Genomic DNA, 16,433 nt, shown 5'->3' with positions numbered 1-16,433 from the left:
TTCACTACCTTTCATCAACAATTTGTACAATCGTATCAAGTAACGCATCTAATCGTTCATTTCGATGGTCTAAATAAAGAAATCCTATAACAGCTTCTAAACCTGAACTTTTACGATACGTTTGTACATCTGTATTTTTAGCTTTCGTATAACTTTTAGCGTTACGGCCTCTTCTAACAATATCTAGTTCTTCTTCAGTAAACCATTCTTTTGTTATTAATACCTCGAGCGTTTGTGCTTGGCTTTTTGCAGACACATATTGTTTCGATACTTGGTGTAAGCGATTCGGTTTACTTTGTAATTTAAGCACAATATATTCACGTACATGCTGGTCTAATACAGCATCTCCCATATAAGCTAACGTTAATGGGTTTAATAGCTTTACATCCATATTAACCCCTTCTAAATCTTACACCTTGAGGCGTATCTTCAAGAATAATATTTTGTTCTTTTAGCATATCTCTAATTTCGTCAGCTCGAGCAAAATTTTTATTTTTACGTGCTTCATTACGTTCTTCGATAAGTTTTTCTATGTCTTCATCAAGTAATACATCATTTTCTTTTCCTTCTAATGGCACACCTAATACGTCACTAAAAATGTGATATACTTCTTTAAAGCGCTGAATTACTTTAGTAGATGTTGTATTTTCTAACACATATTTATTAGCTAATTTCGATAAATCATACCATGCAGTTACAGCATTTGCTGTATTAAAATCATCATCCATTACAGCTTCAAATTGTTTTAAAATATCATTAATTTGATCAATATAGTCTGTTTGTGTTTCTAAATCAGTTGCGATTGCTTCTCTTTCTTTAATTAATTGATAACTATTACGTATACGCTCTAATCCACTTTTAGCAGCATTTACTAATTCAACGTTATAGTTGATTGGACTTCTATAATGAACACTGATCATGAAGAAACGTAATACATCTGGATCAATTTCTTTAATAATATCGTGTACTAAAATAAAGTTACCTAATGATTTACTCATTTTTTCATTATCTATATTAATAAAACCATTATGCATCCAATAATTAGCAAAAGGCGCGTGATTGTGTGCTTCAGATTGCGCTATTTCATTTTCATGATGTGGAAATTGTAAATCTGATCCTCCTGCATGGATATCAATTGTTTTTCCCAATTCATGATAAGCCATTACAGAGCATTCAATATGCCATCCTGGACGTCCTTGTCCAAATGGGCTCTCCCAACTAATTTCTCCAGGTTTTGCCTTTTTCCATAGCGTAAAGTCCAATGCATCCTCTTTTTGTTCACCTGCTTCTATACGAGCGCCAACTTTTAAATCATCAATAGACTGATGACTTAATTTACCATATCCATCAAATTTACGGGTTCTAAAATACACATCTCCATTACTTTCATATGCATAACCTTCATCTACAAGTTGTTTAATGAAGTCAATGATTTCATCCATATGATTCATTACTCGCGGATTAGATGTCGCTCTTTTAACATTAAGTGCCCCTACATCTTCATAGAATGCCTTGATATATCGATCAGCAATTTCTGGCACACTTTCATTTAATTCTTTAGACCGATTAATGAGTTTATCATCTACATCAGTAAAATTAGATACGTAATCAACCGTATAGCCTTTATATTCAAAATATCGACGTACCACGTCATAATTAATTGCTGGACGGGCATTACCAATATGAATGTAATTATACACTGTAGGTCCACATACATACATTTTTACCTTACCAGGCTCAATAGGCTTAAACACCTCTTTTTGACGTGTTAAAGTATTATATAATGTAATCATCTTTAATCTCTCCATTCTTAGCTTTTTCCAATTGTCGTTCTAGTTGCTTAATTTGTTCAAATAAAGGATCAGGCAAATTACGATGATCAAATGTCTTCCCAATTCGTTTTCCTTCTTGTTTAACAATATGACCTGGAATGCCTACAACTGTTGTATAACTTGGCACAGATTGTAAGACTACTGAATTCGCACCAATATTAACATTAGAATCAATTTGGATATTTCCTAAAACCTTTGATCCTGCTGCAATTAAAACATTATCTCCAATATCTGGATGACGCTTTCCTTTTTGTTTACCTGTACCACCAAGTGTCACGCCTTGATAAATAGTTACGTTATCTCCAATCGTACATGTTTCACCAATGACTACACCCATACCATGATCAATAAATAGACGTTTTCCGATTTTTGCTCCAGGATGAATTTCAATTCCTGTAAAAAAGCGAGATACTTGTGAAATCATTCTCGCCAAAACGTAGTGTTTTTTATTATATAATTTATGTGCAATTAAGTGACTCCATACCGCATGCAAGCCTGCATAAGTTGTGATTACTTCAAATGTTGTACGTGCTGCAGGGTCTTGTTCAAATACCATTTTTACATCATCTTTCATTCTTTTTATCAAGACGCTCGCCTCCCCATTTTCTATATATTATGAATATCTTACAGTCCATGTATAATAATTCAAATATTTAAAAAAAGCGCCCCTAACATTAACTGCTAGAGGCGCTATTGCACGGTTCCACTCTTCATTTTAGATAAAGTAAGTTGATGAACATACTAGTCTACCTTATCATACTCATTTCTATATTTAATTGAACATTCAAAGGTGCATTCGATATAGATAATGATATGCTCACAGCAACCGCATACTCTCTAACAACATTATCGTATATTTACTAATCCTTTAACTAACATATGTTTAATTTTATCATAAGAAGTTTTTTATAAAATTTCAAGTTTAAACATGTGTGTCTGACTTATTATATTAACATTGTTTTAAACATATTTTTTTAAACGAGATAGTACTTTTTCTTTTCCTAATACTTCAATTGTATTCGGTAATTCAGGACCATGCATTTGACCAGTCACTGCTACACGAATAGGCATAAATAATTGTTTACCTTTAATACCCGTTTCTTTTTGTACTTCTTTAATCGTTTTTTTAATTTCAGCAGCTTCAAATGGTTCAAGCGCTTCTAATTTACCATATAAATGAGACATTAATTCAGGAACTTGTTCGCCATTTAATACCTCTTGTTCTTCTTCACCTAATTCAGGCATATCATGGAAGAACATTTCTGATAACGGAACAATTTCTCCTGCATAACTCATTTCTTTTTGATAAAGACCAATTAATTTGCGTCCCCATTCTTTATCTTCTTCACTTGGATTTTCAGGAATTAAATTTGCTTTGATCAAGTGTGGTAAAGCAAGCTCAAATACTGTTTCTGTATCTTTTGTTTTCATATATTGGTTGTTAACCCAAGCTAATTTTTGTCTATCAAACATTGCTGGAGATTTAGAAAGACGTTGTTCATCAAAAATCTTAATGAATTCTTCTTTAGAAAAGATCTCATCTTCACCTTCAGGAGACCAACCTAGTAAAGCAATAAAATTGAATAACGCTTCAGGTAAATAACCTAAATCACGATATTGCTCGATAAATTGTAAAATTTGGCCATCTCGTTTACTTAATTTTTTACGTTGTTCATTTACAATTAATGACATATGCGCAAAACGTGGTGATTCCCAACCAAATGCTTCATAAATCATTAATTGCTTAGGTGTATTTGATACATGATCATCTCCACGAATAACATCAGAAATTTCCATATAGTGATCATCTACTGCTACCGCGAAATTATACGTAGGGACGCCATCTTTTTTCACGATAACCCAATCTCCAATATTATTAGAGTCAAAAGAAATTTCTCCTTTAACCATATCATCAAATGTATATGTTTTATCTTTTGGAACACGGAAACGAATAGCGGGTTTGCGTCCTTCAGCTTCAAATTGTTGACGTTGTTCTTCAGTTAGATGTGCATGTTTACCGCCATATCGAGGCATTTCTCCACGAGCAATTTGAGCTTCACGTTCTTCTTCTAATTCTTCTTCAGTCATGTAACATTTGTATGCTTTATCTTCATCTAATAATTGTTGAATAAGTGGATTATAGATGTCTGCACGTTCAGACTGACGATAAGGACCATGACCTTTGTCTTTATCGATAGATTCATCCCAATCTAAGCCTAACCATTTTAAGTTATCAAATTGTGAAGATTCTCCATCTTCAAGATTTCTTTTACTATCTGTATCTTCAATACGTACTACAAAATCTCCATCATAATGTTTAGCAAATAAATAATTAAATAATGCAGTTCTTGCATTTCCGATGTGTAAATATCCAGTTGGACTTGGCGCATATCTTACTCTTACGCGTTCACTCATTCGTTTCACTCCTAATTTTGTTATTCATTCTTTATAGCGAATGATTTCTTTCATTAGAAAAAAGTTATCCCAAACAATCTTTAAAGAATCGTTTTTGAATAACTTTAACTTCTAATCTATACTTAGATCAACTTCGCATTTCCTTATTATTGTAGCATTAATTGGCTGGTTTGATAAGTCTATTGCTGTTGTTGTTACGTTACGCATCAATATCTCATAGCGAAAAATGTTATACAATAATTTATAAATGACTACGTTTCACATGAAACCTTTTTCTCTATTCACTTAAGGACTCCTCTATAGTCTTAGCAAATATAATACGACCAGATGATGTTTGTAATAAACTAATGACTTCTAATTCAACCTGTTTACCTATAAGAGATTTGGCATGATCTACAACTACCATTGTTCCATCATCTAGATATCCTACCCCTTGGCCAGGTTCTTTACCCATTTTAGTTAATAAAATATTAAGTCGGTCACCTTGATGAACATTGGGTTTAATTGCTTCTGACAAATCATTAACATTTAATGCAGTAATCCCTTGAACATGACATACCTTATTCAAGTTGAAATCGGTTGTAATGACATGAGCATGATAAACTTGAGCTAATTCAACTAACAGTTTGTCAATATCACTATGAGATTTTTGAGGGTGAATCACACGGGTTGGATAGTCTAAATCATAAAGTTGATTTAAAATATCTAATCCACGTTGTCCTTTTTCACGTTTGATACTATCACTAGCATCTGCAACTACTTGTAATTCATTTATAACTCCTTGAGGAATAAGAATTTCTCCATCTATAAATCCGCATTTAATAATATCTAAAATTCTTCCATCAATAATTGCACTTGTATCTAACAGTTTAGGTATGGCGCTGATATTATTTTTAGACATTGAACGCGCTATATTTTCTGGCAAAAACATAAGCATTTCATCACGCTTTTTTAAACCAAACTGGAATCCTAAATAACATAATAATAATGTAATAATAATAGGCACAAGGTGATTTAATATAGAATTTCCTATCATTTCTAAAATAAATGAAGCCATTACTGAAATAAATAAACCAACGACTAATCCTAGTGTAGCAAACAAAATTTCAACTGCACTACGTTGCATAATCCACATTTCAGCTTCTTTAAGTAATCGTGTTACTTTATTAATAAATAAACCAAATATTAGAAAGAATACAATCATCCCTATGAAACCATCAACATAATGATTAGTATAAATGGGATGGTTGTTCATACCTAAATCATTTAAAATTTCTGGAATTAACATGATTCCAAATGATGCACCAAGAATGATGTAGATTATAATAATAATTCCTTTTAATACCTTCATACGTTATCACCCCTTTAAATGCCTATGATGAGCGATTACTAAACGCATATGTTAAGGCATCATGTACCGTTGTCACACCAACGACCTGAACACCTTCTGGGAATGTCCATCCACCTATATTCGTTTGGGGAATAATCACTCTCTTAAATCCTAGTTTTGCCGCTTCTTGTACACGTTGCTCGATACGCGATACTCGTCTTACCTCACCAGTTAATCCCACTTCACCAATATAACAATCCAAACCATCTACGGCTTTATCTTTAAAACTTGAAGCAGTCGCTACAATAATACTTAAATCTACAGCCGGTTCAGTAAGTCTCACTCCACCCGCTACTTTAATGTAAGCATCTTGTTGTTGTAAAAGATAATTTTCTTTTTTCTCTAAAACAGCCATAAGTAAGCTAAGTCGATTGTGGTCGATGCCTGTGGCCATTCGTCTTGGATTATTAAATGTAGTAGGTGTTACTAGAGATTGCACCTCAATCAATAGTGGTCGTGTGCCTTCCATAGTAGCCACAATTGTTGATCCTGGAACATTTGTAGAGCGTTCTTCTAAAAACATTTCTGAAGGGTTTTGTACCCCTTTCAAACCACTTTGTTTCATTTCAAAAATACCCATTTCATTTGTTGAACCAAAACGATTTTTAACTGCTCTTAGAATTCGATAAGCATGGTGTTCATCACCTTCGAAGTATAAAACTGTATCTACCATATGTTCTAATAGTCTTGGACCAGCAATTTGCCCTTCTTTTGTTACGTGACCTACTATAAAAGTTGCGATATTCATTTGTTTTGCAATATTCATTAAACTTTGTGTACTTTCTCGAACTTGTGATACTGAGCCAGGTGCTGAACTAATCTCAGGATGATAAATCGTTTGAATTGAATCGACAACAAGTATGTCTGGGCGCTCTTGTTCCACGGTTTGATGAATAACTTCTAAATCTGTTTCAGCTAGTACATTTAAATTACTAGAGTCTTCCTCTAGACGATCTGCACGCAATTTCGTTTGATTTAGTGATTCTTCACCCGTGATATAAAGTACATTAAGTTTCTGTGATAACGATGCACAAATCTGTAATAATAATGTAGATTTCCCAATACCCGGGTCGCCGCCAATCAGTACGAGTGATCCACTAACAATTCCACCACCAAGTACACGATTAAATTCTTTAGAGTCCGTTTGAACTCTCGGTGTTGCCTCATGCTTAATACTATTTAATTTCTGTACTTTTGCTTGTGTCTCTTTTGCTTTTACGCCATGCTTTGGATTGGAAGTCTTTTCAATAATTTCCTCCATTTGATTCCAAGCACCACAATTCGGACATTTTCCCATCCATTTAGGAGACTGATATCCACAAGCCATACATTCGAAAATTACTTTTTTCTTGGCCAAAACTGCACCTCCGATTTTTTTGAACATATCTATTTTATATGTATCCAGTTATAATGACAAATTTAAATATATATATAAATGAAAAGAAGAGTCTAGGATTTAATGACTCCTAGACTCTGAATTTAAGCTCTTTTTATTCTTCTGTTGCTGGTTCTTTTGTATCTTCTATATTATTTTCTTGTTTATCATGGATATCATATTTGAATTCATTACCATCATGATCAATTGTGACTTCTTTTCCTTCAATTTGATTACCATCAAGTATCAATTCACTTAAATTATCTTCAACTGTTTTTTGAATTGCTCTAATTAATGGACGAGCACCGTATTCTGGATCATATCCTTCTTCGGCAATTTTTTCTTTAGCTTTATCAGTAACTACAATATTAATATCTTGTTCTGATAAACGTTTTGTTAATTTATTTACCATCATAGTCACAATTTCTTTAAGTTCATCTTTTGTTAATTTATGGAAAACAATAATATCATCTACACGGTTTAAGAACTCAGGACGGAATGAATTTTTAAGTTCTTTCATCATAGTTCTACGAATTGTTTCATAATCTTGTCCTTCAGATGCACCACCGAATCCAGCGAAACGTTGATCTTGTAGTTCTTGTGCTCCTACATTTGATGTCATAATAATAACAGTATTACGGAAATCAACTTGACGCCCTTTTGTATCAGTTAGATGTCCATCATCAAGTACTTGTAATAAGATATTAAACACATCTGGATGCGCTTTTTCAATTTCATCAAATAGGATAACAGAATATGGCTTACGTCTAACTTTTTCAGTTAATTGACCACCATCATCATGGCCTACATAACCTGGAGGCGCTCCAACTAAACGACTCACAGCATGTTTCTCCATAAATTCACTCATATCAACACGTATCATTGCGTCTTCTTCACCAAACATTGATTCAGCTAATGCACGTGCAAGTTCTGTTTTACCTACACCAGTTGGTCCTAAGAAAATGAAACTACCGATTGGACGTTTAGGGTCTTTTAGGCCTGCACGTGCACGACGAACTGCTTTACTAATAGAAGTTACAGCATCGTTTTGTCCAATTACTCGATCATGTAATGTTTCTTCTAAATTAAGCAAACGATCTGACTCTGTTTCATTAATTCTAGTTAATGGAATACCTGTCCATCCTGCAATAACTTCAGCAATATCTTCTTTAGATAATGACGTTGATTGTCCACCTTGAGATGTCTTCCATTCATTTTTAGCATCTTCATATTGTTTTTCAAGTTTTGATTGTTTATCTCTTAAGTTAGCTGCATTTTCAAATTCTTGTGCATGGACGGCAGCATCTTTTTCATTTTTAACTTTTTCAATTTCTTGTTCAATCTCTTTTAAATTATTTGGAGTTGTGTGACTTTTTAGTCTCACTTTTGAACTTGCTTCGTCAATCAAATCAATTGCTTTATCTGGTAGGAAACGATCAGATACATAACGGTTACTTAATTTAGCAGCCGCTTCCAGTGCTTCATCAGAAATATTAATACGATGATGAGCTTCGTAGCGATCACGTAAACCTTTTAGAATAGCAACAGTATCTTCTACAGAAGGTTCATCAACTTGAATAGGTTGGAAACGACGTTCTAATGCAGCATCTTTTTCGATGTTTTTACGATATTCATCTAATGTTGTTGCACCAATACATTGTAATTCACCACGCGCTAACGCTGGTTTTAAAATATTAGATGCATCAATTGCACCTTCTGCGCCACCAGCACCAACTAGTGTATGCAATTCATCAATGAATAAAATGACATTACCTGCATGATGGATTTCATCCATGACTTTTTTCAAACGTTCTTCGAATTCACCACGATATTTAGTACCTGCCACGACTGTTCCCATATCTAGTGACATTACACGTTTATTTTTTAGCGTTTCTGGCACTTCATTATTTACAATAGCTTGTGCAAGACCTTCAGCAATGGCTGTTTTACCTACACCTGGTTCACCAATAAGTACAGGGTTATTTTTAGTTCTACGACTTAATACTTCAATAACACGTGTAATTTCTTTATCTCTACCCACAACTGGATCTAACGTACCGTCTTTAGCAATAACTGTTAAGTCTCGTGCTAGTCCATCCAATGTAGGAGTGTTGTTTGATTTATTTGCAGTTGCATTTTTAGTATTCATTTCAGGACTACCTAATGCTTTCACTACTTGTGCACGTGCTTTTGTAATATTCAAATCTAAGTTAGCAAATACACGTGCTGCTACTCCTTCATTTTCACGAATTAAACCTAATAAAATATGTTCTGTACCTACAAAATTATGATGCAATTTTCTTGCCTCATCCATTGATAGTTCAATGACTTTTTTAGCTCTTGGTGTATAGTGCAACGTACCAGAATGTTCTTGACCATGACCGATTAATTTTTCAACTTCTTCAATAACTTTATCTTCAGTAATATTAAAACTTTCAAGTACTTTAGCAGCAATACCTTCTGGTTCTTTCATTAATCCAAGTAGTAAGTGCTCAGTACCAATGTTCGAATGATTTAAACGAATTGCTTCTTCTTGTGCATGTGCTAATACACGTTGTGCGCGTTCAGTTAATCTACCAAATAACATATCGTTTACAACCTCCTAATTTGTATGTTTTCTTAATATATTTGCCCGTTTTTCATTTACAGATACGTTTTCATCTTCATCATTATATAAAAACGCAGATTGGATACTTACCATTAATTCATTAAACTTAAAGTTACTTAAATTTAAATATCCTAAATCTATGCCTAACTTAATTTCACTTAATCTATATGACGCTTCTTCCATTGATATCATACGGCTATTTTGTAATATTCCTAACGAACGATAAATACGGTCAAGCGTTTCTAATTCACTATATTGTGTTAAACGTTCACGAATTTGCATTTCTTCATTAATAATTTGTTGAACTACTTCTGTCAGCTGGTCAATAATATCTTCTTCTGTCTTACCTAATGTAAGTTGATTTGAAATTTGATAAATATGACCATAAACTTGTGAACCCTCTCCATATATACCTCGAATCGTAAATCCAAAACGATTAATTGTTTGTGCAATACGATTCATACGTTTCATTATAGATAATCCAGGTAAATGAAGCATCACACTTGCTCGCATTCCAGTCCCAATATTTGTAGGACAAGTAGTTAAATAACCTAAATCTTCATCGAAACTAATTTCTAATTGTTCATCAAGAATATCATCAATGTCTGAAGCCTTTTGATATAAATCTGTCAGAGATAAATCATTACCCATTGCTTGAATTCGTATATGATCTTCTTCATTAATCATAATACTTAAAGATTCATCGTCATTTAATAACACCGCTGAAGCTGGTTGTTTAATCAATTCTTTACTAATGAGATGTTTAGCCACTAACTTCATCTTACTTTGTTGGTCCATGGTATCTAAACGCATTAAAGATAAATTAGGTAGTGCATCTTGCACTTCATTGATTACTCTAAAACCTGCTTGTTCAGATGGAAACATTAAAGGATGAACATGATTTTCTAAATTACGTGCTAAACGAATACGCGAAGACATTACAATGGGAGATTCATCTGTTTCTTTCATCCATTCACTAATATGTGCATCCATATCATTCATCATGCTCCATCTCGCTTTCATGTTTCAAGGCTTTAATTTCATCTCTAATGATAGCTGCTTCTTCAAATTTTTGCTTTTCAATTAATATATTTAAGTAATTCGTTTTTTCTTCAATTTGTTTTTTTATTGCCAGTTTATGATGTGAAGAACGAGGCATCTTGCCTACATGTTCAAATTGTCCACCTTGTACTCGTCTTACAATATCAACAATATCCTCTTTAAATACTGCATAGCAATTTGCACATCCAAATTTACCTACATGAGCTATATCTTTCAATGTCATATTACATGTAGGACATCGTTTTTCTTCTTGAAATGCTACTTCATGAAAATTTAATCCGTGTTTAGTTGCTAAATGTTGTAAGATTTGTTTGACTACAAAGGCTTCTTCAATATCATCTTGAAACTCTGAATGTGACGCAGCATGTTCTTGTTGATTCCAAGGTTGCTCTCCTTGCGCACATTCTGAACACACCCACTTTTCAGAGGTACCATCTTTACTTTTTACTGTGAGTTTAACCTCTGCTTCATTTAAATGACAATTTTCGCAAAGCACACATAGACACCTCGCATTTCTTTATTATTTATTAATAGTAATTAATGATAGGTAATAATCGTTTGAGAATATTTGCTCTAATAATATCTCTAGAAACAACATCCATTGATAGTGTTTCACGATCAATAATCACTTGAATCATTCTTGCTTCTCTATCACTAATTAATCCTTTATCTAACAAACCATCAATTATATAATATGCTTGCTGTTGAGATATAGAAGGACCAATTAATTGCAATAGATGATTAATATAACCCGTTGCATCTTTATTTTCAATTTTCGTGATTCGGATATATCCTCCTCCACCACGTTTACTTTCTATTTCATAACCATGTTCATTTGTAAATCTCGTTTTAATAACATAGTTGAGTTGAGAAGGCACACAATCGAAACGTTGAGCAATATTAGCTCTTTGAATTTCTACCATATCTTCATTACTTTCTTCAAATAATTGTTTAATGTATTGTTCTATGATGTCAGACATGTTGTGCATGATTTACCACCCCTTTTGACCTTCTTTGACTATATTATATGACCAACTTTGACCTTTTTCAACCAATTTGTTTTTTTATTTAAAAATATTAATGTTACTTCTATTATTTTATTGTATTATATAAGATAAAGAGAATTTTAAAGGAGTAGAATTATGCATATTCTTATTGGGATCATTGGGATTATTGTCTTTTTAGCGCTGGCATTTTTATTTAGTTCAGATAAAAAGAATGTTCGTTGGCATTATGTTGGATTATTATTAATTATTCAACTTATATTCGCATTTATTCTTTTGAAAACGACTGCTGGTATTACAATTATTGGTGGTATTTCAAATGGATTTAACTATTTGTTACAAAAAGCTGCTGAAGGGGTTAATTTTGTTTTTGGAGGATTTAAATTTGTAGATCCAAAAAATCCACCATTCTTCTTTAGTGTCTTATTACCAATCGTATTTATTTCGGCATTAATTGGTATTTTACAATATACTAGAATTCTTCCATGGATTATTAATGTGTTAGGGTTCTTAATCTCTAAAATTAATGGTATGGGGCGTTTAGAATCATATAATGCAGTAGCAGCTGCGATTCTTGGCCAATCTGAAGTATTTATTTCATTAAAACAACAATTACCATATATACCTAAACAACGTTTATATACTTTAACTGCTTCTGCAATGTCTACTGTATCTGCATCTATTATCGGTGCATATTTTACATTGATTGAACCTAAATACGTTGTTACAGCGGTTGTATTAAACTTATTTGGTGGCTTCATTATTGCTTCTATTATTAACCCTTATACAGTTAATGAAGAAGATGATAAATTGCTAGTGGATGAATCAGAAACTAAAAAACAATCATTTTTTGAAATGTTAGGTGAATATATTTTAGATGGTTTCAAAGTAGCAGTTATCGTTGGTGCAATGTTAATTGGCTACATTGCAATCATTGCTTTATTAAATGGCCTTGTAAGTGGTATTTTTAGTTTAATTTCTGGCGGAGCAATCAAATGGGATTTCCAAACGTTAATTGGTTTTGTGTTTGCGCCATTTGCTTTCTTAGCAGGTGTTCCTTGGCAGGATGCAGTTAAATCAGGTTCTGTGATGGCAACAAAATTATTATCTAATGAATTTGTTGCTATGCAATCACTTGGAAGCTTGAAGGGTATTTCTGAACATGCAAAAGGTATTACGTCTGTATTTCTAGTTTCATTTGCTAACTTTAGTTCTATTGGTATCATTTCTGGTGCGATTAAATCACTTAACTCTGAAAAAGGTGATGTCGTAGCACGTTTTGGTATTAAGTTATTATTCGGTGCAACACTTGTATCATTTATTTCAGCTGCTATCGCTGGATTCTTCATTTAATAAGAAAAAGCTTGAGACTTTAATCTCAAGCTTTTTTTTATTTAACTATATGTTCAATAAAATACTGAGTTATACGATAATCATCTGTTAATTCTGGATGGAAAGACACACCTAGGTATTTCCCTTGCTTAACAGCTACTATTTTATCACTAATAGAACTTAATATTTCTACATTATTTTCTACACTAACAATATGTGGTGCTCTTATAAAGACACCTTCTATATCTTTTGCAATACCTTTAACATCTAACTCAGCTTCAAAACTATCTACTTGTCTACCAAAGGAATTACGCGCAACAGTAATATCTAATTTTTTTAGATATCCTGTCTCACCTTCTACATCTTTTGCAAGCACAATAAGACCTGCGCAAGTTCCAAACATTGGTAAATCAGATTGTTGTAATTTTTCTTTAAAGCCATATAAATCCATAAGTCTTCTTAAAGTTGTAGATTCACCACCAGGGAGAATAAGACCATCAATTTCATCTAATTGTTCAACTTTCTTAACTGCTATACCTTCGTGACCACTTAATTCAATGTGACGAATATGTTCACGTACTGCACCTTGTAACGCTAATACACCAATCTTCATAAATTACCAACCACGCTCTTGCATACGTTCTTCTAATGAGATTTTATTTATATCTAAACCTTTCATTGCAGTTCCTAATTCAGATGCTAATTTTCCAATTAATTCATAATCTTGATAATGAGTTGTAGCTTGAACAATAGCTTTTGCAAATTTTTCTGGAGCTTCAGATTTAAAAATACCTGAACCCACAAATACCCCATCAGCACCTAATTCCATCATTAAGGCAGCATCTTGAGGTGTTGCTACACCACCCGCTGCAAAGTTTACTACTGGTAAACGACCTTCTTCTTTAATTTGTTTTAATACATTATATGGTGCACCTAATTCTTTGGCATAAGTCATAATTTCATCGTCATTCATTACAGTTAGACGACTAACCTCAGAATTAACTTTTCTCATGTGACGTACAGCTTCTACAATATTACCTGTTCCAGGTTCTCCTTTAGTACGTAACATCGCTGCACCTTCGCCAATACGTCGTGCTGCTTCACCTAAATTACGGCAACCACAAACAAATGGTACAGTAAATTGATCTTTTCTTAAATGAAATTCTTCATCTGCAGGAGTAAGAACTTCAGATTCATCAATATAGTCTACACCCATAGCTTCTAATACACGTGCTTCTGTAATATGACCAATACGTGCTTTAGCCATTACTGGAATTGAAACAGCATTCATTACTTCTTCAACAATTTTAGGATTGGCACTACGTGCTACACCACCAGCTGCTCTAATATCAGATGGTACGCGTTCTAAGGCCATAACTGCTACTGCTCCAGCTTCCTCTGCGATTCTAGCTTGTTCAGCATTCACAACATCCATAATGACGCCGCCTTTTTGCATTTCAGCCATACCGCGTTTAACTCTTTCAGATCCTACAATTTTAGACATTTATAAAACCCCTTTTCAATTGATTAAATCCATTTTAAAATATAAACTGATGTTTAAAAAGGTACAATTTTAATAAAAAATTAGGGGTCAGATTTGTGACGAAGAAAAAATCATTATATATTTCTTTATATGAAAAGCTAAAAAAACAAATTATTGAAGGTGTATATGAATCAAACGATAAATTTCCATCTAAAAGACAGTTGAGTCAACATTTATCACTTAGTCATACTACAATTGAGCATGCCTATCAGTTACTTTTAGATGAAGGATTTATATACTCAAAACCACGTTCAGGTTATTATGTTTCAGAAATTCAATCATTGCCAGTAACAAATAGTTACCCTGAAATAAGTGATATATTAGAAACTGATAAGACTACACAGAAAAATACGTATCAGTATCAATTCAATTTAGCTGAAATTGATGCTGAACATTTTCCTAACCATTTATTTAAAAGATATGCTAAAGAAGTATTTGAAGAAGAGCAACTTGCCCTTTTGAGTAAAGGAAGCGTTCAGGGAGAATTTAACTTAAGACAGCAAATTTCTCATTATTTATTTAATAGTAGAGGAGTATCTTGTCATCCAGATCAAATCATAATTGGCTCTTCAACTGAACAATTATTAAATATGGTCACTGATTTATTAAAAGATTCATCATTTATTATAGAACAACCTAGTTATCCACCAATTAAACATGTACTGGATAAGCATAGAATAAGTTATACACAAGCTAGAGTAGAAAAAGATGGAATTAATATCGATGAAGTCTTCCAAAAAAATAATGATATTTTATATATCACACCATCTCATCAATTTCCAACAGGATATGTGATGAGTTTAAAGAAGCGCACACAACTTATAAAATGGGCACAACAAAAGAAAGAACGATATATTATTGAAGATGATTATGATTCAGAATTTAGATATTTCGGAAAACCTATTCCAGCATTACAGAATTTAGATAAAAAACAAAAAGTAATATATATTAGTACATTTTCGAAATCGCTTTATCCAAGTTGTCGTATGGCATACATTGTCTTACCAAATAAACTGCTAAAATTATTCCGAGAGATGAAATATGTTGAAAGCAATACTGTGCCTGTACATCTACAACATATGGTAGCACAATTTATGGCAACTGGTAGCTTTGAACGTCATCTTAATAAAATGAGAAGAATATATAAAAATAAATTAACTTTTATTTTAGAAAAACTAACACCATATAAAGGACAATTGAAAATTGAAGGCGCACTAACAGGAATGCACTTCACACTTGTAGTTAAAAATAATTTAACATTAAATGAATGCATAAAAAGAACGAAAAAATGCAATCTTAAATTAACGCCTTATCCTTATAGCAACAAAAAAGCACAACCTCCTACCTTCTTAATTGGCTTTGGAGGTATCCCAGAAGAAAAGTTAGAGAAGCATGTTAATGCGCTTATTAAAGCACTTACTGTTTAAATAGAAGAAATAAGTTCTGACTCATTTTGAATTGGTAGTCATTGAACGTGGACTTTTTTAAGAAAGTCACTATGCTAACAATTCATAGTGTATATTCATTTAGTCATCTTTTAATTAGTTATATATAGATATATATTTTAAAATAAAAAAAGAGACCTCACGGTCTCAATATCAGCTCATCGCATCCATACAATGATTTGCCTGGCAACGTCCTACTCTAGCGGAACGTCAGTCCAACTACCATCGGCGCTAAGGAGCTTAACTTCTATGTTCGGCATGGGAACAGGTGTGACCTCCTTGCCATTGTCACCAGACAAATGAATGATTATACATTCAAAACTAGATAGTAAGTAAAGATTTGCGTCGCAAAACTTGAAAAAATTGATTAAGTCTTCGATCGATTAGTATTCGTCAGCTCCACGTGTCACCACGCTTCCACCTCGAA

14 protein-coding genes and 1 rRNA gene are annotated in these 16,433 nt (G+C 33.0%); 2 read left to right on the top strand and 13 right to left on the bottom strand.

All coding sequences use genetic code 11. The features are described 5' to 3' along the window. Positions 1 to 4: 4 nt before the first annotated feature. The 10 genes from ACO6VN_RS14955 to ACO6VN_RS14910 all read right to left on the bottom strand — a co-directional run bounded on the left by ACO6VN_RS14955 (position 5) and on the right by ACO6VN_RS14910 (position 11,671). Complete coding sequence (locus ACO6VN_RS14955) at positions 5 to 391, bottom strand: Mini-ribonuclease 3 (RefSeq protein ID WP_061544332.1); 387 nt, start codon at positions 389 to 391, stop codon at positions 5 to 7. A 1-nt stretch (position 392) separates the two neighbouring features. Beyond that, positions 393 to 1,793 carry a cysteine--tRNA ligase gene (gene cysS / locus ACO6VN_RS14950; RefSeq protein ID WP_070519070.1) on the bottom strand — a complete coding sequence of 467 codons (1,401 nt, stop codon included), beginning with the start codon at positions 1,791 to 1,793 and terminating at the stop codon, positions 393 to 395. Next, positions 1,777 to 2,406 carry a serine O-acetyltransferase gene (gene cysE, locus ACO6VN_RS14945; RefSeq protein ID WP_172457920.1) on the bottom strand — a complete coding sequence of 210 codons (630 nt, stop codon included), beginning with the start codon at positions 2,404 to 2,406 and terminating at the stop codon, positions 1,777 to 1,779. The genes cysS and cysE overlap by 17 nt, the downstream gene beginning before the upstream one ends. 386 nt (positions 2,407 to 2,792) lie before the next feature. After that, positions 2,793 to 4,247, bottom strand: coding sequence for a glutamate--tRNA ligase (gene gltX, locus ACO6VN_RS14940; RefSeq protein WP_049415694.1), 1,455 nt, complete (start codon positions 4,245 to 4,247; stop codon positions 2,793 to 2,795). 277 nt (positions 4,248 to 4,524) lie between these two features. Continuing rightward, the gene (locus tag ACO6VN_RS14935) at positions 4,525 to 5,598 is read right to left on the bottom strand and encodes a PIN/TRAM domain-containing protein (RefSeq protein ID WP_019835676.1); all 1,074 of its coding nucleotides are present in this window, start codon (positions 5,596 to 5,598) and stop codon (positions 4,525 to 4,527) included. A gap of 22 nt (positions 5,599 to 5,620) precedes the next feature. Further along, positions 5,621 to 6,994, bottom strand: a complete 1,374-nt coding sequence (gene radA, locus ACO6VN_RS14930; protein ID WP_017175304.1) for a DNA repair protein RadA — start codon at positions 6,992 to 6,994, stop codon at positions 5,621 to 5,623. A 133-nt stretch (positions 6,995 to 7,127) separates the two neighbouring features. Continuing rightward, positions 7,128 to 9,599 carry an ATP-dependent Clp protease ATP-binding subunit gene (locus tag ACO6VN_RS14925; protein ID WP_017175303.1) on the bottom strand — a complete coding sequence of 824 codons (2,472 nt, stop codon included), beginning with the start codon at positions 9,597 to 9,599 and terminating at the stop codon, positions 7,128 to 7,130. 15 nt (positions 9,600 to 9,614) lie between these two features. Beyond that, positions 9,615 to 10,622: a protein arginine kinase gene (locus ACO6VN_RS14920; RefSeq protein ID WP_019835675.1), complete on the bottom strand. Its 1,008-nt coding sequence runs from the start codon at positions 10,620 to 10,622 to the stop codon at positions 9,615 to 9,617. Then, entirely contained in the window at positions 10,615 to 11,178 is a 564-nt protein-coding gene (locus tag ACO6VN_RS14915; protein ID WP_019835674.1) for a UvrB/UvrC motif-containing protein, read from the bottom strand. The genes ACO6VN_RS14920 and ACO6VN_RS14915 overlap by 8 nt, the downstream gene beginning before the upstream one ends. A gap of 31 nt (positions 11,179 to 11,209) precedes the next feature. Then, on the bottom strand, positions 11,210 to 11,671 hold the full coding sequence (locus ACO6VN_RS14910) for a CtsR family transcriptional regulator (protein WP_002449017.1): 462 nt from the start codon (positions 11,669 to 11,671) through the stop codon (positions 11,210 to 11,212). Between the two features lie 153 nt (positions 11,672 to 11,824). Here ACO6VN_RS14910 and ACO6VN_RS14905 point away from each other — a divergent pair, with 153 nt between their 5' ends. Continuing rightward, positions 11,825 to 13,039 carry a NupC/NupG family nucleoside CNT transporter gene (locus ACO6VN_RS14905; RefSeq protein ID WP_017175300.1) on the top strand — a complete coding sequence of 405 codons (1,215 nt, stop codon included), beginning with the start codon at positions 11,825 to 11,827 and terminating at the stop codon, positions 13,037 to 13,039. Positions 13,040 to 13,076: 37 nt separating this feature from the next. Here the strand turns inward: ACO6VN_RS14905 and pdxT are convergent, their stop codons facing one another. Then, on the bottom strand, positions 13,077 to 13,631 hold the full coding sequence (pdxT, locus tag ACO6VN_RS14900; RefSeq protein WP_017175299.1) for a pyridoxal 5'-phosphate synthase glutaminase subunit PdxT: 555 nt from the start codon (positions 13,629 to 13,631) through the stop codon (positions 13,077 to 13,079). A 3-nt stretch (positions 13,632 to 13,634) separates the two neighbouring features. Then, positions 13,635 to 14,522, bottom strand: a complete 888-nt coding sequence (gene pdxS / locus ACO6VN_RS14895) for a pyridoxal 5'-phosphate synthase lyase subunit PdxS (RefSeq protein ID WP_019835673.1) — start codon at positions 14,520 to 14,522, stop codon at positions 13,635 to 13,637. 95 nt (positions 14,523 to 14,617) lie between these two features. Here pdxS and ACO6VN_RS14890 point away from each other — a divergent pair, with 95 nt between their 5' ends. Beyond that, entirely contained in the window at positions 14,618 to 15,988 is a 1,371-nt protein-coding gene (locus ACO6VN_RS14890) for a PLP-dependent aminotransferase family protein (protein ID WP_019835672.1), read from the top strand. A 199-nt stretch (positions 15,989 to 16,187) separates the two neighbouring features. Here ACO6VN_RS14890 and rrf read toward each other — a convergent pair. Next, positions 16,188 to 16,302 (bottom strand): 5S ribosomal RNA (rrf, locus tag ACO6VN_RS14885). Positions 16,303 to 16,433: the final 131 nt, after the last annotated feature.

The organism is Mammaliicoccus sp. JADD-157, from assembly GCF_049310805.1.
GTDB classification, from domain to species: Bacteria; Bacillota; Bacilli; order Staphylococcales; family Staphylococcaceae; genus Mammaliicoccus; species Mammaliicoccus lentus.
This window is presented reverse-complemented; position numbering and strand designations above follow the sequence as displayed.